Annotated in this window: 21 protein-coding genes; 16 read left to right on the top strand and 5 right to left on the bottom strand. The window is 42.4% G+C overall.

All coding sequences use genetic code 11. The annotated features are described in order from the left end of the window. Position 1 precedes the first annotated feature (1 nt). Positions 2–751, top strand: a complete 750-nt coding sequence (gene treR, locus DFO72_RS16915) for a trehalose operon repressor (protein ID WP_113883123.1) — start codon at positions 2–4, stop codon at positions 749–751. Between the two features lie 84 nt (positions 752–835). Then, entirely contained in the window at positions 836–1351 is a 516-nt protein-coding gene (locus DFO72_RS16920; RefSeq protein WP_113883124.1) for a type 1 glutamine amidotransferase domain-containing protein, read from the top strand. 328 nt (positions 1352–1679) lie between these two features. On the opposite strand, the gene DFO72_RS16930 is transcribed toward DFO72_RS16920, so the two are convergent. Continuing rightward, a complete protein-coding gene (locus DFO72_RS16930; RefSeq protein ID WP_113883126.1) occupies positions 1680–1910 on the bottom strand; it encodes a DUF1128 domain-containing protein in 231 nt (76 codons plus the stop codon). A gap of 250 nt (positions 1911–2160) precedes the next feature. Between DFO72_RS16930 and DFO72_RS16935 the strand changes: the two genes are divergently transcribed. Then, positions 2161–2541, top strand: coding sequence for a YtxH domain-containing protein (locus DFO72_RS16935; protein ID WP_113883127.1), 381 nt, complete (start codon positions 2161–2163; stop codon positions 2539–2541). Positions 2542–2560: 19 nt separating this feature from the next. After that, positions 2561–3385, top strand: coding sequence for a YihY/virulence factor BrkB family protein (locus tag DFO72_RS16940; protein ID WP_113883128.1), 825 nt, complete (start codon positions 2561–2563; stop codon positions 3383–3385). A 410-nt stretch (positions 3386–3795) separates the two neighbouring features. On the opposite strand, the gene DFO72_RS16945 is transcribed toward DFO72_RS16940, so the two are convergent. Further along, positions 3796–5718, bottom strand: a complete 1923-nt coding sequence (locus DFO72_RS16945; protein WP_113883129.1) for a heavy metal translocating P-type ATPase — start codon at positions 5716–5718, stop codon at positions 3796–3798. Positions 5719–6082: 364 nt separating this feature from the next. Continuing rightward, positions 6083–7261, bottom strand: a complete 1179-nt coding sequence (locus DFO72_RS16950) for an MFS transporter (protein WP_113883130.1) — start codon at positions 7259–7261, stop codon at positions 6083–6085. Between the two features lie 160 nt (positions 7262–7421). Between DFO72_RS16950 and DFO72_RS16955 the strand changes: the two genes are divergently transcribed. The 4 genes from DFO72_RS16955 to DFO72_RS16970 all read left to right on the top strand — a co-directional run bounded on the left by DFO72_RS16955 (position 7422) and on the right by DFO72_RS16970 (position 11980). Continuing rightward, positions 7422–7805 (top strand): OsmC family protein, encoded by a 384-nt coding sequence (locus DFO72_RS16955; RefSeq protein ID WP_113883131.1) that lies wholly within the window; start codon positions 7422–7424, stop codon positions 7803–7805. Positions 7806–7950: 145 nt separating this feature from the next. Beyond that, on the top strand, positions 7951–9093 hold the full coding sequence (locus DFO72_RS16960) for an acyl-CoA dehydrogenase family protein (protein WP_113883132.1): 1143 nt from the start codon (positions 7951–7953) through the stop codon (positions 9091–9093). A gap of 563 nt (positions 9094–9656) precedes the next feature. Further along, positions 9657–10718, top strand: coding sequence for a calcium/proton exchanger (gene cax, locus DFO72_RS16965; RefSeq protein ID WP_113883133.1), 1062 nt, complete (start codon positions 9657–9659; stop codon positions 10716–10718). A 440-nt stretch (positions 10719–11158) separates the two neighbouring features. Beyond that, the gene (locus DFO72_RS16970) at positions 11159–11980 is read left to right on the top strand and encodes a YfkD famly protein (protein ID WP_113883134.1); all 822 of its coding nucleotides are present in this window, start codon (positions 11159–11161) and stop codon (positions 11978–11980) included. Between the two features lie 287 nt (positions 11981–12267). Here DFO72_RS16970 and yfkAB read toward each other — a convergent pair whose 3' ends face one another. Beyond that, complete coding sequence (gene yfkAB, locus DFO72_RS16975) at positions 12268–13383, bottom strand: radical SAM/CxCxxxxC motif protein YfkAB (protein WP_395858186.1); 1116 nt, start codon at positions 13381–13383, stop codon at positions 12268–12270. Positions 13384–13552: 169 nt separating this feature from the next. On the opposite strand from yfkAB, the gene DFO72_RS16980 reads away from it, so the two are divergent. Together DFO72_RS16980 and ggt are read left to right on the top strand one after the other, a co-directional pair. Beyond that, a complete protein-coding gene (locus DFO72_RS16980) occupies positions 13553–14182 on the top strand; it encodes a hypothetical protein (protein WP_113883136.1) in 630 nt (209 codons plus the stop codon). 142 nt (positions 14183–14324) lie between these two features. Next, a complete protein-coding gene (gene ggt / locus DFO72_RS16985) occupies positions 14325–16031 on the top strand; it encodes a gamma-glutamyltransferase (protein WP_113883137.1) in 1707 nt (568 codons plus the stop codon). Positions 16032–16043: 12 nt separating this feature from the next. Here ggt and DFO72_RS16990 read toward each other — a convergent pair whose 3' ends face one another. Further along, entirely contained in the window at positions 16044–16562 is a 519-nt protein-coding gene (locus tag DFO72_RS16990; protein ID WP_113883138.1) for a DUF421 domain-containing protein, read from the bottom strand. Between the two features lie 175 nt (positions 16563–16737). Between DFO72_RS16990 and DFO72_RS16995 the strand changes: the two genes are divergently transcribed. From DFO72_RS16995 to DFO72_RS17020, 6 genes are all read left to right on the top strand, one after another. Continuing rightward, positions 16738–16920: an SE1561 family protein gene (locus tag DFO72_RS16995; RefSeq protein ID WP_009335760.1), complete on the top strand. Its 183-nt coding sequence runs from the start codon at positions 16738–16740 to the stop codon at positions 16918–16920. A 188-nt stretch (positions 16921–17108) separates the two neighbouring features. Then, a complete protein-coding gene (locus tag DFO72_RS17000; RefSeq protein ID WP_113883139.1) occupies positions 17109–18662 on the top strand; it encodes a fumarate hydratase in 1554 nt (517 codons plus the stop codon). A 120-nt stretch (positions 18663–18782) separates the two neighbouring features. Beyond that, positions 18783–19574, top strand: a complete 792-nt coding sequence (gene pdaA / locus DFO72_RS17005) for a delta-lactam-biosynthetic de-N-acetylase (protein ID WP_113883140.1) — start codon at positions 18783–18785, stop codon at positions 19572–19574. Positions 19575–19829: 255 nt separating this feature from the next. Further along, positions 19830–20711: a DNA-3-methyladenine glycosylase family protein gene (locus tag DFO72_RS17010; RefSeq protein ID WP_181782320.1), complete on the top strand. Its 882-nt coding sequence runs from the start codon at positions 19830–19832 to the stop codon at positions 20709–20711. 20 nt (positions 20712–20731) lie between these two features. Continuing rightward, positions 20732–22111 carry a 23S rRNA (uracil(1939)-C(5))-methyltransferase RlmD gene (gene rlmD / locus DFO72_RS17015; protein ID WP_113883142.1) on the top strand — a complete coding sequence of 460 codons (1380 nt, stop codon included), beginning with the start codon at positions 20732–20734 and terminating at the stop codon, positions 22109–22111. A gap of 335 nt (positions 22112–22446) precedes the next feature. Then, complete coding sequence (locus tag DFO72_RS17020; protein ID WP_113883143.1) at positions 22447–23415, top strand: tRNA dihydrouridine synthase; 969 nt, start codon at positions 22447–22449, stop codon at positions 23413–23415. The last annotated feature ends 101 nt before the right edge of the window (positions 23416–23516 follow it).

Genomic DNA, 23516 nt, shown 5'->3' on the forward strand with positions numbered 1-23516 from the left:
CATGACTGAAATGGTGATTGAAATGAGAAATAATAAATACTTAGTGATTTATGAGGAGCTTGCCCAAAAAATTCAGGAAGGCAAGTATCCCGCCAGATCCATTCTGCCATCTGAACATGAATTGACGGAGATGTATTCCACTTCAAGGGAAACCATCCGCAAAGCTTTGAATTTGCTTGCACAAAACGGCTTTATCCAGAAAATCCGCGGGAAAGGCTCGATGGTCCTTGATTTGAAAAAGCTTCAGTTCCCCATATCGGGTCTGGTCAGCTTTAAAGAGCTGGCCGGGAAGATGGGTCAGCGTGCCGAAACGGTTGTGGACGAATTTTCACTCATCCAGCCTGACGCAGAAAAGATAAAACACCTCCATATTGATAAAAGTGAAAAGGTATGGAAAGTCTTTCGTGTCCGGAAAATTGAAGATGAGCGGATTATTTTGGACAAAGACTTTTTAGTTGAGAAATATGTCCCTGGCTTGACCAAAGAAATCTGCCAGAGCTCTATTTTTGCCTATATTGAGGGCGAACTCGGAAAAAAAATCAGCTTTGCCAAAAAGGAATTTACAGTGGAAGAACCAACTGCCGAAGATCGCAGGCTCCTTGATATGGAAGGATTCCATGCTATTGTTGTGGTGAAAAATTATATCTACTTCGACGATGCTACCCTTTTCCAATACACAGAGTCCAGACACAGACCGGACAAATTCAGGTTTGTTGACTTTGCAAGAAGAATGGACAGCGGGGTGTTTTAAAGGTGAACATGTATTTTTACGTTTAAGATTGTCCATTCAGGGAAATCTCCTTATGTGAAGATTTTTTCAAAGGAGATGTTATAAATGAGTAAAAAAATCGCATGCTTAATTACAGAGATGTTCGAAGATAGTGAATACACGGAACCTGCCCAAGCATTTAAAGAAGCCGGCCATGAAGTCGTGACAATTGAAAAGGAACAAGGCAAATCCGTTAAAGGAAAACAGGGTGAAGCCACTGTTCAAATAGATCAAAGCATTGATAACGTAAATCCGAAGGACTTTGATGCCCTGTTCCTGCCAGGCGGATTTTCACCGGATCAGCTTCGTGCCGATGACCGTTTTGTTCAATTTACAAAATCCTTCATGGACGAAAAGAAACCAGTATTCGCCATCTGCCACGGACCGCAGCTATTGCTGACAGCTAAAACACTGGAAGGCCGCGACGCAACCGGCTACAAATCCATCCAAGTCGACATGGAATACGCAGGTGCCAAATTCCAGGACTCAGAAGTCGTCGTCTGCCAAAACCAGTTAGTAACAAGCCGCCAGCCAGATGATATTCCGGCATTTACACGTGAATCGCTTAAGTTGTTAGGTTAATAAAATTGACAGCCCTCTGCCTGATTGGCAGGGGGTTTTTAATATTTGATTAATGGATTTTTTAAGGGGATTATCCATTCGCGTTTTGATTTCCTAAAATTCTTATAAATACCGTGCTGATTGGAGCAGAAGGGACTCGATCCTCGAAAATGCTGACGCATTTTCTTCGTGCGGTGTTCATTCAGGGAAGCTTATTCAATGTCCTGCGGGAGCAGCGGAAAACGAGTCCCTGCAGCGGAAATCAGCACCCTAGGTCACCAGCTGTAAATTATGTCATAGGCATAGTAAAACCATCAAAAAAACAGCCCTCAAAAAGGCTGCTTCATAATTACTTATTCTTCCTCAAATTCCCCAGCTCTTCAACCAGCGCCTGCATTTCATTCGGACTAAACGAATTCTTCTTCATAACAAGATCATAAATATCCTTCAATTCCTCATACATTTCCTCATCAAAGTGGGAAGGCTTTATAGCACCTAAGTTTAAAACCTTCAGCTTTTCCTTAATAGCCTCAATCATAAACTCCACATTCTCAACCGATTTTTCCGACAAATTATTCATTTCGGACACCCTCTCTTAGCTATGTATTTGGACGCACACACTTTTCTTATCATCTTTCCACGATATCAACAAATTGTCAATATAAATTAGGCTTGCATGTACCATGGAAATTAGTAGAAAATAAAGGAGAAGTTTGTACAAATCACATAAGATAATACAAGAAAAGGACGAGTCAGGTTTCGTCAGCCGGAAAATAGGGAAAAATTGAATCAAATTTTCATATAATAATTTTGCTAAAGGAGAATAAAATATGGGGAAATCATTGTTTTGGAAAGGTGTACTATTTGGAGCACTTGCAGGCGGTGCGCTAAGCCTTCTTGACAAATCCACAAGGGAAACCGTTCTGAATAATTGCCGGAATACGTCCACCAATGTCGGCTATTACTTAAAACACCCAAGTGAAGCAGTGAATCAGGTAAAGGATGTTTCCAACAAAGTCAAAACAGCTATTGACCAGGTTAGTGAAGACGTCGCTTTTATTACTGGGACAGTAGAAGAAATAAAAGAAATGGCACCGGAAGTAACACAGATTGTCCAGAATACAAAACAGGCCTTTTCAGATATTAAGCTGAAGGGATCAAGCGAACTGCCGGAAAAATCTGCTGACGATTCAGTTCAGATTCCGCATTAAAAACAAGTGAGGTGTTGGAATGGGACGAACTTTTTCGGCTCTGATTCCAAACTTATGGAGGAGATCAGAAGAAGATGACGTGTTTGGACTTGCTGCCCAATTGGCGTATTTCTTTCTTCTCTCTCTTTTTCCACTGTTAATTTTCCTGGTCACACTCGTTCCTTATTTGCCGATCACACAGCAGGATATCTTAAATGTTGTTCGCGACTTTGCACCAGGAGAGACCATGAAGCTCATCGAAACCAATATCTATGAAATTACGCAAAGAAATGGAAAGCTGCTTTCCTTTGGGATCATCGCTACGCTCTGGTCAGCTTCAAATGGAATCAATGCCGTGGTGAAGGCTTTTAATAAGGCGTATGACGTAAAGGAAACCCGTCATTTTATTATTGCACGCGGGATGGCGATATTACTGACGTTTGCGATGATTTTTGTGTTTGTGCTGGCGTTGCTCCTTCCTGTTTTCGGAAGACAGATTGGTTTGTTTTTATCTTCGGAATTTGGTTTATCAGGCCAATTTCTGGCGATATGGAATATGATCCGCTGGTTAGTGAGTCCATTCATCCTATTTGTGGTGTTTACAGGGTTATATTGGATTGCCCCCAATAAAAAATTAAAGTGTATTAGTGTTGTGCCAGGAGCCATTTTTGCAACAGTCGGCTGGGTGCTGTCATCACTTTCCTTTTCATATTATGTCAGCAGCTTCGGCAACTTTTCCGCTACATATGGAAGCATTGGGGCTATTATTGTACTTATGATCTGGTTTTACATATCCGGCATTATCATCATTATTGGCGGGGAAATCAATGCCATCAATTCCAGGATCAATAAAGAGGATTGCTGATGAAAAAGTTACCTTCTTAAAAACATTCTCTCCGTAGCACAATAGTAATGGGGGAAAATGAATTTTCAGGAGGGCATCGATATGACAAAACACACGAAAAAAGATGGCGGCACAAAGCAAAAAGGCAAAAATAAACCTAAACAAAAAACATCCGGATCTGCTAACGGGCAGAACGGCTACCATTAAAAAGAAAAGCGGAAGTGCCTTGCCCACGTAGGACCGCAGACTAATGACGCCACGTCCTGTGGCAACGTCTGCATGACCCCCATCCTGGGGGCCCCAAGCACAAGACGAGCCTCTCGGAAAGGCGTATTTTGCCTTTTTGGGAGGATTGGTTTGTGACCTCGAGGGGGTAGGCTGCTTGCGCCAGACAGAATAAAAGCCTGGGAAACTGAGTTCCCAGGCTTTCCTTATGATCTCAATAACCTTAGGCTATTTAAAATAACTAAAATGGTAGATCCTTCATGGCCGATTACTCCATAAGGAAGGTCAAGTATTTGCAGGAAGTTGGATGCAATTAAAAACATAATGACCGTTATAGAAAAGATGACATTTTGTTTGATGATGCGATTCATTCGGCTTGAAAGTTCAATGGCTTCTGCAATTTTTGGCAGGTCATTTTTCATTAAGACAACATCAGCTGTTTCGAGCGCTACATCCGTTCCTTCGCCCATGGCAATTCCGACATTTGCCGTTGCAAGGGCAGGGGCATCGTTAATTCCGTCACCGACCATGGCGACATTGCTGTATTTTTCCTTCAGCTTTTTTAAATGCTCCACTTTGTTTTCAGGCAGGCATTCGGCAATATGTTCATTAACATGGCTTTCGCTGGCAATCGCTGCGGCCGTGGTCTGGCTGTCTCCAGTAAGCATAATGGTGTAAATTCCTTGCTGCTTCAATAGGTCAATAGCCTGTTTGGTTTCTTCACGGACAACATCCTTTAGGGAAACAAGGCCGATTACTTCTTCATTTTTCTGTACAAACACAACAGTTTTCCCTTCACTTGCCATGCGATCGGCAGCAGCTTCTGCAAACGCCTTGGCCTCTGCTTTTCCTACAAAAGAGGCTTTGCCGATTTTCCATTCATCCTGATCAACTTTGGCTTTGACTCCAAATCCAGTAACATCTTCAATGCTTTCCGGACGAATAAGGGATTCTGATAGTGTTTCTTTGGCATATTTGACTATGGCATTTGCAAGCGGGTGGTTTGAATGACTCTCAATGGAAGCTACCTTTAGAAGCAGCTCTTCCCTGGAAAGACCATCCTTGACTATTACATCGGTTACTTCCGGTTTTCCTTTTGTCAGTGTGCCGGTTTTATCAAAGGCGATTGCCTTAAGGTGGCTTAAGTTTTCGAGGTGCACGCCTCCTTTAAATAGAATTCCGTGCTTCGCACCATTCGAAATGGCTGATAAAGTCGCCGGCATGATTGATGCAACCAGGGCACAGGGTGAAGCGACGACAAGCAGAATCATTGCCCGATAAAAGGTTTCTGTCCAGCTCCATCCTAAAAGAAAGTGAGGAGCAAACATCATTAAAACAACAACAGCCAAAACCACTTTGACATAGGTTCCTTCAAACTTTTCAATGAAAAGCTGTGAAGGGGATTTCTCACTTTGGGCTGATTGGACCAGCTCAATGATTTTTTGAAAAAGGGTTTCGTTATTTGGTTTTGTTATTTCAACTGTAATCGATCCGTTCAAATTCACAGTACCGGCAAATACCTGGTCATCTGCTCCTTTGGAAACTGGCAGTGATTCACCCGTGATGGCTGCCTCGTCCAATGATGAATGGCCTTTTACAATCGTTCCATCCGATGGAACACGTTCACCTGGTTTCACCAGAATTAAATCCCCAATTTCCAGCTCAGAAACATGCACACGTTCCTCGGACCCGTCTATGATCCTCAAGGCTTCTTCCGGCTGAAGCTCCATGAGGGAAGAAATTTCTTTATGGCTCTTGTTCATGGTGTATGTTTCTAAAGCACCGCTGACCGCAAAGATAAATATCAGGATTGCACCTTCTGTCCAATACCCGATAATGGCTGATCCGATCGCAGCAAAGATCATCAGCATTTCAACATTCAGCTCTTTATTCTCAATGGTCTCTTCGATGCCTTCTTTTGCTTTCGCAAAGCCGCCGATAATGAAAGCCAGCAGGTAAGCGGCAATCGATGCAGCCTCCATATTGCTTCGGTCTAATAACCAGCCTGCCAGAATCAACACACCGCTTAAAAGAGCGGCAATCAGTTCAGCATGTGGTTTGATTTTTTCTAAAAGGTTTTCTTCAGATGCAGTGCTGCTTTTAAGCAATGCCTTTGCCTCCATACTCATCATGTGTCCTCCTAAAATGATTTTAATGTTTTTTCAGTTGTCTTATTGAGAAGAATAATCACATTCAATACCCCTAAAAAACGACGAAAGCTGCCACCAATTAGGTGACAGCGTTAAAATCCAGTCATATCAGGTAATGCAGCTAGCATTATGCAAATATTGTATTCTATTACACTTATTTTACTATATAGCCTATGAAAAGAAAAGTTAAACGGTCTCTATAAAAATTAAATAAATTAATTTTAGCTTATGAATTTTGCACGTCTATTTCCGCTGCGGGAACTTGATTTCCACTCCAATCAACTCAGAGTAATTTAATTTGCATTTAAAAACCCCGCACTAATATTAAACTACTTTACAATGCTTAGAATGACTGGCTCTTTTCCAATACCTGCTGTTTATTTCCAAACAATGTGACTGCGCCAAAGATAATCAAAAGCATGACACTGATAATATTGAAGAAGCTTATGGAATTGAATAATTCAATGAACAGGCCGCCGAAATAGGGGCCAATCAGGCTGCCGAGGCTAAAAGCTACTCCGCATAGCAGGTTGCCGGTTGGAAGCAGGTTTTTTGGTATTAAGTCTGCCATATAGGTGATGCCAAGTGAAAAGGTTGATCCGACCGCCATGCCGGCAATGAATAAGCAAACTGTCAGAGCAAAAACCAATTCTTCGAGCATGCTTGCAGCGACGAAGCTGATAAACCCGATAAAAAGAACACTCATTAACACATTGCGTCTTCCAAATTTATCACTCATGATTCCTAAAGGAAGCTGGAATATGATTCCGCCGATTGCAAATGAAGTCAGCAGCAGGGAAACACTTGAAACTTCCAGCCCGATGCGCAGGCCGTAGATAGGAAAGCTGCCATTCAAGGAGGCTTCAAGAAACCCATAGCCCAACGCAGGCAAGAAGGCAACCCAGCCATATTTTGTGGCTTTTGAAAAACGTTTCATTGTTTCCCTGAATGAGTTGATTTCAATGGACTGTTCAGGGAAGTCATTTTTCAATGTAAATAAGAAAAGCCAGGCAATCAGACATAGCATGGAAGAAAGGACAAACGGCATGGTTTCATTAATTTTGACAAGCGGGGCCATTAATGGCCCTACAGCAAATCCTGCCCCGAAGAAAAGTCCATATAATGATATATTCCGGCCGCGTTTGTTTTCAGGTGAAAAGGACGTGATCCATGTTTGTGTTCCGAAGTGCAGTGCATGGTCTCCAATTCCAATTAACAGCCGAAGAATGAACCAAAACCAAAAGGATTTCCAGAGAGGAAACAGGATGAGAGAAACCACCACTAATAAACCTCCAAGGACAATAACAGGCTTGTAGCCGTATTTGCGCAATGGATATTCCATAAAAGGAGAGATGAGCAGAATCCCAATGTATAAACCTGTTGCATTCAAACCATTCAAGCTGGAGGAAATGCCGTCATTTTCAAAAATAATCGCAATTAAAGGAAGCAGCATTCCCTGGCTGAAACCTGAAATGGCAACAATGCTGATGAGAATCCAAAAACGCATTATTTCTTTATTCATATTAAAACCTCATTTTCTGACGTGAAATATAAATGTCTCCTAAATGATGGTATCGGGAATAGGGAATCTTGGCAAGAGAAAGTTGCTGGTCATAATATTTTTGTTTATAGATAAAATAGTGTAATCTCTAATATTAATAAGATAAAAAGGGGCGAATACCATGGAATTTAAAATGAAGGAAGAAGCAGGCTTCTATACCGATTTGCCATTTGGACGCCTGGATGTTGCCGGGGATGAAGAGTATGGCTTCAGACCGTACCAGCTGCTTGTCGCGTCGCTGGCTGTGTGCAGCGGGGGTGTTTTGAGAAAGATCATGAAAAAAATGCGCATGGAATTTGAAGACATCGAAATAAAAACCAATGTGGAAAGAAATCCTGAAGTTGCCGACCGTGTAGAGAAGGTACATATTCATTTCATCATAAAAGGAACTGACTTAAATGAGGCGAAGCTTCACAAAGCATTGGAATTGACTAGAAAGAATTGTTCCATGGTGCGCTCAGTGGAAGATAGCATTGAAATAGAAGAGACATTTGAACTTATTTAAAACGCAAACAAGGAAGAGGATGCCTCTTTCTTTTTTTTATAGTCCAAGCTTTTCATCAGTATCTTTGTGATGGGGGAATGAAAAATAGTATAATAATTCCTATAAAAATAATAAGAATTAAATAATAGAAGTGAGGTGCCCCGCAATGAAATTCCAAGACTTGCATACAGCCGAAGAAAGAATCCAGCTCATGGAAAAACTCTCCGAAACGTTTTTATCAAGAGCTGGCAAAAATGATGAAGAGGGTCTTTTCCCTTATGAAAATATAAAAGAACTCAAAGAATCAGGATATACATCATTAACAGTCCCCAGAAGATATGGAGGAAAGGAAATCTCCCTTTCTGAATTTCTGCGGCTCCAGGAAAAGATTGCTGAAGGAGATGGCTCCACAGCCTTATCCATTGGCTGGCATATGGGCATTATCAAAAGCCTTGGCGAGAAAAACAACTGGGATGAATCCGTATTTAAGGCTTTATGTGAAGAAGTAAAAAAGGGGGCTTTAATGAATAACTGTGCAACAGAACCGCAGACAGGCAGCCCTACAAGGGGAGGAAAGCCAGTTACCTCAGCCAGAAAAGAAGAAGCTTTCTGGATCATTAATGGCCGGAAAAGCTTTACGACCATGGCCCCTGTACTTGATTACTTCAATGTGAGCGCCACGATTGAAGAGAGCGGAGAAATAGGAAACTTCTTAATTCCGAGAAGTTCCAAAGGCTTGGAGATAGAGGAAACATGGGACAGCATTGCCATGAGAGGAACGGGGAGCCATGACCTTCTTTTAAAAAATGTAAGAGTGAAGCAGGACGTGCTAGTCGAGCTGTTTCAGCCCGGCAAAAAGGGAGCGGCTGGCTGGCTTCTCCATATACCGGCCTGTTATCTAGGCATTGGACAGGCGGCTCAAGATTATGCCATTACCTTCGCCAAAAATTATTCCCCGAACAGCATTAGCGGTGCCATCATTGATTTGGCCAACGTTCAGCAAAAAATTGGCGAGATGGAACTTGAACTCATGAGAGCACGCCATTTCCTCTATTCGGTTGCAAGAAAATGGGATGAAGCAAACGATGAAACCAGAAACAGGATGCAGCCTGAATTGGGAGCCGTCAAGCTGGCTGTAACAAATGCGGCCATTACAGTAGTCGATTTAGCCATGCGGGTAGCAGGTGCCCGCAGTTTATCAGCAAAAAATCCTCTGCAGCGCTATTACAGGGATGTGCGTGCCGGTCTGCATAATCCGCCAATGGATGATATGACGATTTTGGCCTTAGCAAAAAAAGCTATAAAGTAACCTGGAAGGCTGCTGTCTTAGCAGCCTTAGTTATTGGGTAAAACTTATATCATTGTAGCCCCAATCGCCTGGTGATTGGGGTATTTTGTTGTCTTCAAGTCTGAATTAGCTTTAAGTTTCGGACAGCACAAGTCGTGATAAAGTCTCCCCGAGTTCGGACAAGAGAAGAGAAAAAACCGTGGATTGGGTCCAAAGCCGCCCCTAGTTCGGACAGGAGAAGAGGAAAAATCCGTGAATTGTGTCTGAAGCCGCCCTGAGTCCGGACAGAAAAAGATGGAAAACCGTGGTTTGTGTCCCCAGAATTCAAACAGCAAAAGCTAAATTTCTGTTCATTCAGTCCCGATCATAACCTACATCTATAGGGAATTAATGATTTTACTAAACCAGAGTTTCTGGAATGGGGTTCCCTGCTTTTTAAAATGCCTAAATCCTGCTTCAAGTTTGAATCATTTCGAAATCGGCTAAAGAGAAAGAACGTTTTACATAAACTGACTGCATATAATCACATATGAAGGAATGAGCAGGCAATACTAAAAAATATTAAAACGTAAGGAGAAAAAGATATGACAAATAAAGTTTTCATGGTATTGGCGTTTGCAGGTGTGCCGCTGTCTGTCATCGGTACATTGATGCATTGGTCCAATATTTTGCTGTTTGTGATCTACTGCATTACCATTATTGCATTAGCCAGCTATATGGGAAGGGCCACAGAAAGCCTTGCCATAGTAGCCGGACCCCGAATTGGAGGGTTACTGAATGCCACCTTTGGAAATGCGGTTGAACTGATCATTTCGATTTTTGCTTTAAAAGCCGGCCTGATTAGTGTTGTTCTTGCATCACTGACAGGATCTGTATTGGGGAATTTACTGTTAGTGGCAGGCCTTTCTTTTTTCATTGGCGGAGTTAAATATAAGACCCAGTCCTTTAATGTCTATGATGCACGTCATAACTCAGGACTCCTGATGTTTGCCGTCATTGTGGCTTTTGTGATTCCTGAAGTTTTTTCAATGACCATGGATGAAGCTGAAACGATTACTTTCAGCATAGGCATCTCAGTCATTTTAATCGCTCTTTACTTAGCTGCTTTGTTTTTCAAACTGGTCACTCACCGGGGTGTCTATCAGTCTAAAGAGGATGACAGAAGTTCTCATGAGGAAGAAACTCCGGAGTGGAGCAAAGGGAAAGCCATTGCTGTACTTGCCATTTCGACCATTGCTGTTGCTTATGTATCAGAGAATCTGGTTCACACCTTCGAAGAAGTTGGAGAAGCGTTTGGCTGGACAGAACTGTTTATTGGGGTGGTCATTGTGGCGATCGTGGGAAATGCCGCTGAGCATGCTTCTGCCATCATTATGGCTTATAAAAATAAAATGGATATAGCTGTTGAAATCGCTGTTGGTTCCACGCTGCAGGTTGCGATGTTTGTAGCACCTGTCCTTGTACTGCTTTCATTGCTGTTCCCGGCTGCAATGCCTCTTGTCTTTACATTGCCTGAGTTAATTGCCATGGTTACAGCGGTGCTGCTTATGATTGTCATTGGCAATGATGGAGAAACCAACTGGTTCGAAGGCGCCACTCTGCTGGCAGCTTACGTTATAATGGGAATCGGATTTTATCTTTTATAGTTATGACCAAACAGAAAACCGGCTCTGAATAAAATCTCAGGGCCGGTTATTTATATGGGTATTTAAGTACTTTTTTAAAGGATTATGTTTTTCAGAGAATGGTTCTGTTCGCTTTCAGTCATTGATCACCAACCTTTACGCTGATTTTTGACCATTAACCTTACTTGCAGATGACTTAACAAAAAAACTATTCTCCTCCTTTTACATAGTAGTGGGGTTGATTTCAACTGCCCTCCTTTTGTTTAGTAAGCCTATTATAATACATTATTAGATATTTGTAAATATTCAGATTTTTACAAAACCATTACAAATGAAATAATTTTGCAGTTGTTTCCTCCTCAAATCCCTCCCTTATTTTTCACGGGACGGATAATATCCACTTTCTCCGAAAAAACTAATATCAACCTAAAAAGATTGTGACTTGAAAGGAGAAAGACATCATGAAAAAATACGTTAGCATTCTTTTTTTAGGTCTTATATTAATGCTGTCATTCCATCCGGCCGCAGAAGCGCAGAAAGGGACTGAGAAATCGGCAAAACAGCCGCCGAAAGCCATTGCTGTCCCTAATTCGGTGCTGAATATTACAAAGGAAAATACGTATCCGAATCCGGCTCAGGATATGCCGACACTCCAGCCTAGTGAATTAACCCAGCAGCTCATTGATTCATCCAAGGTTAAAATCGAAAATCCGGATCTCATTCGAATGCTGAATGAAACCTCTGTGAGCAGCACTCCGTTCGCACTTGGATACAGAGCCATCGTATATCTCGGTCAGTGGCCGCTAAATTATGAGTCTGCTGAAACCTCCCCTAATTGGGAATATCAGAGGATTAATACGAATTATTTCGACAACCGCGGCGGCAAGGCCCCTTACCAGATTCATTATGTGCAGGAAGCCCAAAAGGTTGTCCGCGGAGGTCTGACTGCCAAGGTTCCCAATGCAGAGGATGTAAAAAAGATGATGCTTCTCAAGGCCATGGAGAAATCCGGTCTGCCTCTTGCTTTTGAAACGATAGTTGGCGCAGGCACCAAAAAAGATCATATCTATAACATTCCGCCCAAAAGATTAGGGTATCTATACGGCTATGCCCCTGCAATCAACGAAAAGGGGAAAGTAACGTATGGAGAAGTGTATTTAATGCTAAAAGGCAGCAAGAAAATGATTGTCATTAAAAATGTCACTTCACAGGGAATAGGTGCCTGGATTCCGATTCAGGATCATGTGACGTTTGGGTTTGTTGTTTCCGAAAGGCCTAGATAATAAGAAAAGCGCAAGCGCCTGCCCACAAAGGAACGAGACTAAGAACGCCACGTCCTTCCAAAAACTAACGTTTTCGGTCGTGCGATGTTTATGCTGATGAAGCCTTCCTTGTCCTGTGGGCCTCAAGCATAAGACGAAACTCACGGAAAGGTGTCCTTTGCCTTTTTGGGAGGAATGGCTTGTGACCTCGAGGGGGTAGGCGCAGGAGCTAGACAGTTATCGACGGTGCAAAATTTTATGCTTTTTTGTAAGAAAAGCCAGCCTTACATCTAGGCTGGCTTAATCTTTTAGATATTGGAGCGTCTTGTTTTAAAATCTGTTTCTTTATAGTAGCTGTTCTTTACAAGAACGTTTGGGCCAAGACATCTAACCTCCGCACAATGACAGTTAAGTGAATCAGCCAGTTCTGTTCTGCTCCACTTTTGATAAATGTCCTCAAGCTGATCGGTTTGGATATTTCCCAGCGGCGGTGTATCGCCAAAATCAGTGACAATGACATCGCCGGTGAAAATATTTATATTCAGCCTTGATCTTCCATCAGGGTCATTCCGGACTGTTATATTATTTGATGAATGCAGTCTTCTTAAAAGTTCCAGGTCTTCGTTATTGCTGCTGCAGGCATAAAAGGGCAGGGTGCCAAACAGCATCCATGTATTCTCATCACGTATATCCAGCAGATGATGGATGGCCGATCTCATTTCTTCAAGAGTTAAAGTTTCTAATGAAGAGGCGAAGTCTGATGGATACATTGGATGGACCTCATGGCGCTGACAGTTCATTTCTTCTATAATCTGTTTATGAATTTTTTCAAGGTAAGGCAATGTCCGTTTGTTGAGCATTGTTTCAGCAGAAACCATTACTCCTGCTTTTACGAGCTCCCTGCTGTTTTCAATCATCCTGAAAAAGAGCCGCTTACGCTGCTCTATCGTCGGTTTTCTCTCCATCATCGCAAAGCCGCCCTCAATAAAGTCCTCCTCAGTTCCCCAGTTATGAGAAATATGAAGGACATCCAAGTATGGAATGATTTCTTCATAACGGGCTAACTCCAGTGTCAGATTAGAATTAATCTGTGTTCTAACCCCTCTATCGTGCGCATAGCGAAGCAGCGGCGCAACATAATTTTTAACCGATTTTTTTGAAAGCATCGGCTCCCCGCCGGTAATGCTCAGTGAGCTTAAATGAGGAATTTCATCCAGCCTCTTAAGCATCAAATCAATGGGAAGGGCATCTGGGTCCCTCGGCTGAAGTGTATAGCCGACAGCGCAGTGTTCACAGCGCATATTGCATAATACAGTGGTTGTGAATTCAATATTTGAAAGCACCAATTTTCCGTGCTGATCGATATCGGAATAAGCTTCCCATGGATCATTTTCCTGTGTGATAGGTGAAAGTTGTGTTTTCATATGTATCTCCTTTTAAATCTAAGTCCTTTGTCATTATTTAATCTTTCAAATCCCTTGTCAATCGATAGTTTGGACTAAAAATGATATAAAAACGTTTAATTTCTCCTCCTGCGGGAATTAACTCAATAACAAGCGCGAAACACTTTTTAACATAAGAGGAGGATTTAACATGGAACAGAATAACACTTATAATACAACAAACACAACAAATGCTTTGAGATCAGATTATGGACAGGATATGAATTATGACCATGATAACGGACCAAACAGCAAGCTGATGAAAGGGATTGTCATTGGCGGTATTATTGGCGGGGCTTTAGCAATGCTGGATAGTACAACAAGAACAAAAGTAAAAACGAAAGCAATGGATCTAAAGGATTCTTCTGCAAATCTTATTTCAGAAGTGAAAGAAAACCCTGGTGATATAAAGGAAAATATGATTAACCAGTTTAAGAGTGCTTCCAATACTCTTAAAGAGGCCATTAAAGATGCCCAGAGTTTGTACCAGCGTGTCAACGAAGATGTTTTCGGCAACATGGATATGGTAAAAGAAGTGTCTAACGAAGCCATGTCAACAGCAAAGGAAGCGAAAAGCGAACTGGCTGATATCGGGTCAAAAGTAAAGGAAGCAGGTTCAGAATTAATGGAAAGCCCTGTTGAAAACGGTGGAAATTCCACAGGCTCAAACTATCAGGCAGCAAGTTCAGTGAGCAGTTCAGACACCGCTTTTCCGGTAGAGCGTGGCGAAAGTGCAGTCACCTATAGTCCTGAGACTCAAAAGAACAGCAATAACCTTTAATAATAATATAAAATTTCCTCTGCTCTTATATGAGTGGGGGATTTTTTATTGGTTTTGTTTCCTAATGATGGTTGTTTTATATATACACTGAGGGGGTAACCCTTAACTATAGGGTATAGGACATTTTTTGGAGGTTACATTTATGGGTTATAGACGAGGGAAATCATTATCAAAGGATATGGAAAAACAGTCTTACGAAAGAGAAACAGCTGTTGGAACTGCGGGGATGGTAGTCAGTCCTCATTCAGCTGCCACAGATATAGGTGAAAAAATACTGCGGGAGGGCGGCAATGCAGTAGATGCTGCAGCTGCCATCCAATTTGCTTTAAATGTAGTGGAACCAATGATGACAGGCATTGGCGGAAGCGGATTTTTAATGGTTTACGACAATAAAAAGAAAGATGTAAAAATATATGATGGCCACACAAGGGCGCCAAAGGGCGTTCATCCGGAAATGTTCCTCGATGACAATGGGGAAGTAATCGACTTTCGCAAACGCTCCACACATGGAACAGCTGTAGGGATTCCGGGAATATTAAAAGCAATAGATACAGCTCTAAAGGAGCATGGTTCCAAGCCATTGGCCGATTTGATTCAGCCGGCAATAGATGCAGCAGAGAGCGGTGTAAAAGTGAACTGGGTGATGGAAGAGGCACTTCAGAACTTTCATTACAGACTGGGTGAGGAAGCGAAAGCCTTTTATTTTCCGGAAGGCAAATCTCTAAAGGAAGGTGACAGTATAGTCAAAGATCATTTAGCGAAGACATTCCGGATCCTGCAAAAAGAAGGAATATCCTCCTTTTATGAAGGAGAGATAGCTGAAGCCATCGTAGAATCTTTAAATGAAGAGGGCGGCTTTATGACGGTTGAGGACCTAAAGAATTACCGGCTTACCATTGATGAGCCGATATGGGGCCAGTATAAAGGCTATAAGATTGCTTCGTCAGCTCCTCCAAGTGCAGGCGGGGTAACTGTTATCCAAATTCTTAAAATGCTGGAGAAGTTTGATTTGAGCAAATATGAGGCAAAGTCCTGGGAAAAGTACTATCTGATCACTGAAGCCATGCGATTGGCATTTGCGGACAAAGTTGCCTATTCAGGTGATCCTGAATTATCTGATCTGCCTATTGAAGGCCTGCTTCATGATGATTATATTGCTGAAAGGGTCAAAGCTATTAATTTTAAAAGAAGAAATGATGCAATAGACTTTGGTAACCCATGGAAATATCAAGACGGTGAGCCCAATCAGATTATCAGGCAGCCGGATGATTTAGAGAAAAGTGAAACTACCCATTTCACAGTTGTCGATCAATGGGGAAATATTGCCGCATGTACATCAACTGTTGAGCATCCATTTGGGTCAGGAATTATGGTAAAAGGCTACGGATTTTTATTAAACAATGAGCTCACAGACTTTGATGCCAACCCTGGCGGAATCAATGAGCCCAAACCGGACAAAAGGCCAGTCAGCTGCAAAAGCCCGACGATTTTATTTAAGGATGACCAGCCGGTTCTAACTCTAGGTTCGCCAGGCGGACCGACCATTATTGGCTCGGTTTTTCAGACGATTGTGAACATCATTGATCATAAAATGAATTTAAAAGAAGCTATTGAAGAACCAAGGATTTTTGCCACCACAGGCCCACTCATTGAATGGGAGCCAGGGATTAGCATGGAGTCCAAAGGAGAATTGGAATCAAGAGGGTTTGAGTTTGGAGATAATCCAAGCAGAATCGGGAATGTTCAGGCCATTCAGATTGACAGAGAGAAAGGCCGTCTATATGGTGCTGCTGATTCCAGCCGTGAAGGAAAGGCAGCCGGAATTACAGAGGAGCAAATAAAAAGCTGATGCTGCTTGGCATCAGCTTTTCTTTGGGTCAATATCTGATAATGTACTCGCAGTGCTGTTTGAGCTGCTCCTTTTAATGACTGACATACTGCCGTCAGTCTCGAATACAACTGCCTCAACATCTTCCATTGAGGAATACCCACTGGAACGAATAGCCTGTATAATTTCTGATTTCAAAACCCTGTTTTTATTTAAGGCTGACTCTATGAATTGTCCTTGATAATATAGCAGGTCAGGACAGGATTTAATGAATTCATTGAATTTAGATGAATGAAGAGAAAGCCAGGCTACTGTATACTGCATGCCAATTAATAGAACATATGCAGTCAGCCCCTCTGCAAGTGAAACCTGTTTGTTAAGGAAAATAGTTGCCAGAGTAGACCCAAGGGCAACTGTTACCACTAAATCAAATGCATTCATTTTTGTTAAGGTCCGTTTTCCTGATATTCTCAGGAACAAAATCAGAAAAATATAGCTCACAGCTCCAATAGAAAGAACTCTCCATAAATCTTGCCAACTGGAAAAAAGCATGAGTGCCTCCCTTCTTTATGGTTCTTATTCCTTTTATAGGAAGGCAGTAAACGGACGAATAATGATTCTTTTATGTTGCTGGAAGCCAATAGAAGGGTATATTAATTAAAAATACTTATTTGCTGAAATAACTAATTTCATGTAGGATGTAATCGAGACGAAAGGAGAGAACGTTTTGGGCAGTCCGATTCAAGATAAGAATTCACAGGTTACTTTTCTAAAACAGCGCTTAAATATGTTCCTGGATGTACTGGAAGCTATTGAGCCGGAAGACACTGAAATCGAAGACATCGACCGTTTAATTGCTATGATCGATGACCTCGAATCCAAATGCCGTGAATTTAATAACCGCGATTAATACAGGAGCCTGAGGGCTCTTTTTTTTATGGGAATAGCTTTGGAAATTTCCTCTTTCATCCTGTAAACGATTGCAACCTTTGTCTTTAAATACGCATCAGATAGGAGTATAATGGTAGACGATTAATAATCGTAATTTTCATAAAAGATATAAGTTATATAGGGAGCAAAGGGAAGGGGACTAAAGCAATGAATATCGATAAATTTCAGGAAAGCATGTATCAGCTGATTGTTGAGACATCCACTAATCTTCCGCGTGATGTGCGCCGTGCAATCAAATCAGCGAAAGAAAGAGAAAATGCTGGCACTAGAGCAGCGATGAGCTTAGATACCATTACGAATAATATTAAAATGGCTGATGATAATGTGTCGCCAATTTGCCAGGATACCGGATTGCCAACGTTCAAAATCAAGACGCCAGTCGGTGCTAATCAGCTTGTCATGAAGGAAGCGATCAAAAACGCAATCACCCTGGCAACTAAGGACGGAAAGCTTCGCCCGAACTCTGTTGATTCCTTAACTGGCGCCAACAGCGGGGACAACCTTGGCTTTGGGACGCCTGTTATTAAATTTGAACAATGGGAAAAAGATTATATTGATGCCAGGCTGATTCTTAAAGGCGGCGGCTGTGAAAATAAAAATATCCAATATAGCCTTCCCTGCGAACTTGAAGGCCTTGGCCGTGCTGGAAGAGACCTTGATGGAATCCGCAAATGCATCATGCATTCTGTATACCAGGCGCAGGGACAGGGATGCAGCGCCGGCTTTATTGGTGTCGGCATCGGGGGAGACCGCTCTTCAGGCTATGACCTGGCGAAAGAGCAGCTGTTCCGTTCTGTAGATGATGTGAATCCTAATGAAGACCTCCGCAAACTCGAGGATTACGTGATGGAGAATGCAAATGAGTTAGGAATCGGAACAATGGGCTTCGGCGGGGAAACCACCCTTTTAGGCTGTAAAGTCGGTGTTATGAATCGTATTCCTGCAAGCTTCTTCGTATCTGTTGCCTATAATTGCTGGGCGTTCCGCCGCCTAGGAGCAGCAATCAGCATGGAAACAGGCGAAATTAATGAATGGATGTACCAGGAAGGCGAGCACATCGACTTTGGTGCTTCTGAAGCTGAACTTGAGACAGCGGCAGCAGCAGAAACAGCAGAGCAAACAAACATCGTGACCTTGCAGGCGCCGATCACTGAAGAACAGATACGCAATCTTAAAGTCGGTGATGTGGTTCAAATCAACGGCATGATGTACACGGGCCGTGACGCCATCCACCACCACTTGATGGACCATGATGCACCAGTTGATCTTAACGGGCAGGTTATTTACCACTGCGGCCCGGTCATGATGAAGGATGAAGACGGCAAGTGGCATGTAAAAGCTGCTGGACCGACTACAAGTATTCGTGAGGAGCCATATCAGGGCGATATCATGAAAAAGTTTGGCATCCGTGCTGTTATCGGTAAAGGCGGAATGGGTCCGAAAACACTGGCAGCACTCCAGGAACATGGCGGCGTTTACTTAAACGCAATCGGCGGAGCGGCACAATATTATGCTGACTGCATCAAGTCGGTTGAAGGCGTGGACCTCATGGAATTCGGTATTCCGGAAGCTATGTGGCACCTGAAGGTTGAAGGCTTTACTGCAGTTGTGACGATGGATTCCCACGGAAACAGTCTTCATAGGGATGTAGATAAATCTTCACTTGAGAAATTGGCTCAATTCGAAGAGCGTGTATTTTAATACGAACGAGAGAGAGGCTGTTACAGTCTCTCTCTTTTTTGTGCATTTATTGCCAAAAAACCCTGCGAATGTTTTTATTTCATTCACAAACACTAAGAAAAAAATATTGGAGGAGCTCAGATGAAAAAATTAAGTATCTTCCTGAGTGTTTTTATTTTGTTTTTTTCCGGAACAGCTTATGCGAATTATGGCAACTCTCCGGTTCATTGGGGATTCAAAAAAGCAAAAAATGAGGTGCCTGCCGAAGCAGGAAAGCCGCTCGACTCACTGCTTGAAAGACATGGTTCCTATTATAAAGGCGATACAAGCAAAAAAGACATTTATTTAACATTTGATAATGGATATGAAAATGGCTATACAGGGCAAATTCTAGATGTTCTGAAAAAGGAAAACGTTCCTGCTGCCTTTTTTGTAACGGGACATTATTTAAAAAGCGCACCCGATCTTGTAAAGAGGATGGCGGATGAAGGGCATATCATAGGCAATCACTCATGGCATCATCCTGATATGACAAGAGTGAGCGATGAGAAATTTCTTAAAGAGCTTGAAATGGTCCGCGCTGAAAACGAAAAGCTTACAGGTGTTAAGCAGATGGCTTATTTGCGGCCGCCTCGCGGCATTTTCAGTGAACGCACTTTGGCTTTAGCGAAAAAAGAAGGCTACACCCATGTTTTCTGGTCATTGGCATTTGTCGACTGGAACACAGACCGGCAGAAGGGCTGGCAGTATTCTTACGACAATATTGTGCGCCAGATCCATCCAGGCTGTATCCTTCTATTGCACACTGTTTCAAAAGACAATGCTGATGCTCTCCAAAAAGCCATACAGGATCTGAAAAAACGCGGGTACACCTTTAAAAGCCTTGATGACCTGACATGGGAACAGGCAATTGGGGAGAGGATGCTGTACTGAATTTTTTCAAAGCCCGGTATATCAACATGTGACCGATAAATCGGATATTTAACCGATAAACTTCCAAAAGTGACCGATATATTTGAAAACAGACCGATAAACAGAACAAACTGACCGATAAAAATGGAATTCTGACCGTTATCTAAGGAAAATTTTTTTTCAGCAAAGACCCGGGGATACCCATTCTTCGGGTTTCTTGCTATTTTTACAGCCTATTTAGTAAAACTTCCTTAAAAAATGCTATAATCGGGGAAAATGATAAAGGACGGATTCTTCTTGGAAAAGATTCAGGTAGAAGGACCTTATAATTTTGATCTGGTACTGAACAGGCTTTCTAATGACCCTCTTAATTCTGTTGATATTGGGAGCCGGTCTGTGAAGGTGCCGATGATGCTCAGCCATCAGCCGGTTGTGGCAGAAGTAAAAGCAATCGGAACGACTGATAAGCCGGAATTTTTTATAACCGGAACGGATGGCCCTCTTAAAGAAAAAGCAGCAGAGCGCTTATCGGAAATTTTTCAATGGCATCTGCCTCTTGAGAGGATTCATAAACATTTTCAAAACACGGAATTACAGCCAATATTCGATGCTCATTATGGAACTCCAATTGTTCTGGACTTTGATCCGTATAGCTGTATATTAAAATGCATTATTCACCAGCAGCTTAATCTTGCTTTTGCACACACATTAACAGAACGGTTTGTAAAAGCATTTGGGTTCGAAAGGGATGGAGTGTGGTTTTATCCGCTTCCTGAAAAAGTGGCAGAACTTAAGGTGGAAGACCTAAGGGAGCTGCAGTTCAGCGGTCGGAAGGCTGAATATGTAATTGGCATCGCAAAAGAAACGGCCTCGGGAAAATTAAACTTTGACGAGCTTAAAAGCCTTTCAGATGAAGAAATATATGATAAACTTATCAAATTGCGTGGTGTTGGTCCCTGGACTGTTCAGAATTTCCTAATGTTCGGACTTGGCCGGCCAAATCTTTTTCCAGCTGCAGACATTGGCATCCAGAATGCCTTAAAAAAACTATATAAATTGGAAGCGAAACCGACTCTTGAGGAAATGGAGACATTCTCGAAGAGCTGGAGTCCCTATTTGAGCTATGCTTCTCTTTATTTGTGGAGGAGTATCGAGTAATTTTGGAGTGATGAAGTACCATGAAACAAGAACAAACAGCTAAATTAAAACTAAAGCAAACGTTCCCGCTGACAATCAAAAGGCTTGGCATCAACGGGGAAGGTGTCGGTTATTTTAAAAGGCAGGTCGTATTTGTTCCAGGAGCACTGCCTGGCGAGGAAATCACAGCAGAAGCAACAAAGGTGAATCCAAAGTTTGCTGAGGCCAAAATAAAGAAAATCCGTAAGAAATCGGAGTTCCGTGTCCAGCCGCCATGCCCGGTATATCATGAGTGCGGAGGCTGCCAGCTGCAGCATCTCCGCTATGATCAGCAGCTGAAGGAGAAACGGGATATCATCATCCAAGCTTTAGAACGTCATACTAAGCTGAATCCTGAGAAGCTTGATATTAAAGAAACCATTGGAATGGATGATCCTTGGAGCTACAGAAACAAAAGCCAGTTCCAGGTTGGCCAAAAAGACGGAAAGGTGCTTGCCGGATTATATGGCATGAATTCGCACCGCCTGATAAATATTGAGCACTGTGCAGTACAGCACCCGCAAACAACAAAGGCGACTGAAACAGTGAAACGTATTCTCCAGGATTTGAGAATCCCAATCTATAATGAAAGAAGCCGAAAAGGCATCGTAAGAACAATAGTTGCCAGGGTGGGAATCCGGACAGGAGAGCTTCAGATTGTACTGATCACAACTCAAAAAGAGCTTCCAAAAAAAGAGATCATTATAGAAAAAATCAAAACTGAGCTTCCTGAAGTAAAATCAATCATCCAAAATGTGAATGGTGAAAAAACCTCCCTTATTTTTGGACAGGAAACCCTGAATCTGGACGGAAGCGACTTTATCCAGGAAACACTCGGAGATTTGCAGTTTGAACTATCTGCACGGACATTTTTCCAGCTGAACCCTGAACAAACCGTTAAGCTTTATAATGAAGTCAAAAGAGCAGCGGCTTTAACCGGCAAAGAAAAAGTAGCTGACGCATACTGCGGCGTCGGAACGATCGGATTATGGGTAGCAGATCAGGCAGCGGAAATCCGCGGCATGGATATCATCAGGGAATCGATTGAGGATGCAAAGAAAAATGCTGCCCGCCATGGAATTAAACATGCCCAATACGTTGTCGGCAAAGCAGAGGAATGGCTTCCTAAATGGACAAAAGATGGATGGCGTCCGGATGTTATTATCGTCGATCCGCCAAGAACAGGACTTGATCAACAGCTGTTAAAGACGATTTTAAAAGTCCAGCCGAAGAAAGTGGTTTATGTCTCATGTAACCCATCAACATTGGCAAAGGATATTTCGGTCCTGAGCCCCAAATATAAAGTAAATGGCATACAGCCTGTGGATATGTTCCCGCAGACCGCGCATGTGGAGAGTGTGACACAACTAGTTTTAAGATAACCCCAACATAAGCTTTGCTAAATACACCCTGATTTCGTAAAAAATATTTTTGCGGTTTTGGGGTCTTTTTTCTGTTAACCCCTGCAGTTTTTTAGGATGTTTTGCAAAGCTTTATTTTTTGCTCAGCAAGTGGAATACTGTTTAATATGATGGATGTCAGCTGGAGATATTTTGGCTGTACAAAAATTGTACAGTTAAAAATTACATTTCCAATCAGTTTGATAAAAAGTGCTTATGCATGGTATAAGTGTAAAAGAAGCAGGGTTACGCTGCTTTTTAATTTTGGGATATGGAGTTAGAATGGTATCCCTTAATGAGAGGATTGGAACGAAAAGATGAAAGAAAATTTTTGGCGTGAGTTACCACGGCCATTTTTTATACTGGCACCAATGGAAGAGGTGACGGATGTTGTTTTTCGCCATGTGGTGAGTGAAGCAGCCAGACCTGATGTGTTTTTTACTGAGTTTACAAACTCAGATAGCTATTGTCACCCTGAGGGGATCAATAGTGTGCGTGGGCGTTTGACTTTTACAGAGGATGAACAGCCAATTGTAGCCCATATATGGGGGGATAAACCTGAATACTTCCGGCAAATGAGTATTGGGATGGCGGAACTGGGCTTTAAGGGATTGGATATCAATATGGGCTGTCCTGTACCCAATGTGGCACAGCATGGGAAGGGAAGCGGCCTGATCCGTCGCCCGGAAGTTGCAGCTGACTTGATCCAGGCAGCCAAAGCAGGAGGTTTGCCGGTAAGTGTAAAGACAAGGCTTGGCTTTACGGAAGTAGACGAATGGAAGGTCTGGCTGAAACACATTTTGGAACAAGACATTGCTAATCTTTCCATCCATCTGCGTACAAGGGACGAAATGAGCAAAGTGCCTGCGCATTGGGAGCTGATCCCGGAGATTAAGAAACTTCGCGACCAGGTGGCACCGGATACCCTTTTGACAATCAATGGAGATATTCCTGACCGTCAGACGGGCATGGAGCTGGCCCAGAAATACGGTATTGATGGAGTTATGATTGGGCGCGGCATATTCCATAATCCATTTGCCTTTGAAAAGGAGAAGAAAGATCATAGCAGTGAGGAATTGCTTGACCTCTTAAGGTTGCATATGGATCTCCATGATCAATATTCGCATTTAGAGCTGCGGCCGTTCACGGCTCTTCATCGCTTTTTCAAGATCTATGTCAAAGGATTTCCAGGGGCAAGTGCACTAAGAAATCAATTGATGAACACTAGGTCAACGGATGAAGTGCGTGAATTGCTTGATGCCTTTGCGTCAAAGAATCTTGAATAAAATAATTGATTTCTAAAGGGGGATGGGCAAGCGGTCCGTCCTCCTTTTTTTAAATAAATTTTGGCTTTTTTCACAAGGTTTGTTGCTTTTTTGTATTATAT

Source organism: Cytobacillus oceanisediminis (assembly GCF_004366035.1).
Taxonomy (GTDB): Bacteria; Bacillota; Bacilli; order Bacillales; family Cytobacillaceae; genus Cytobacillus; species Cytobacillus oceanisediminis_C.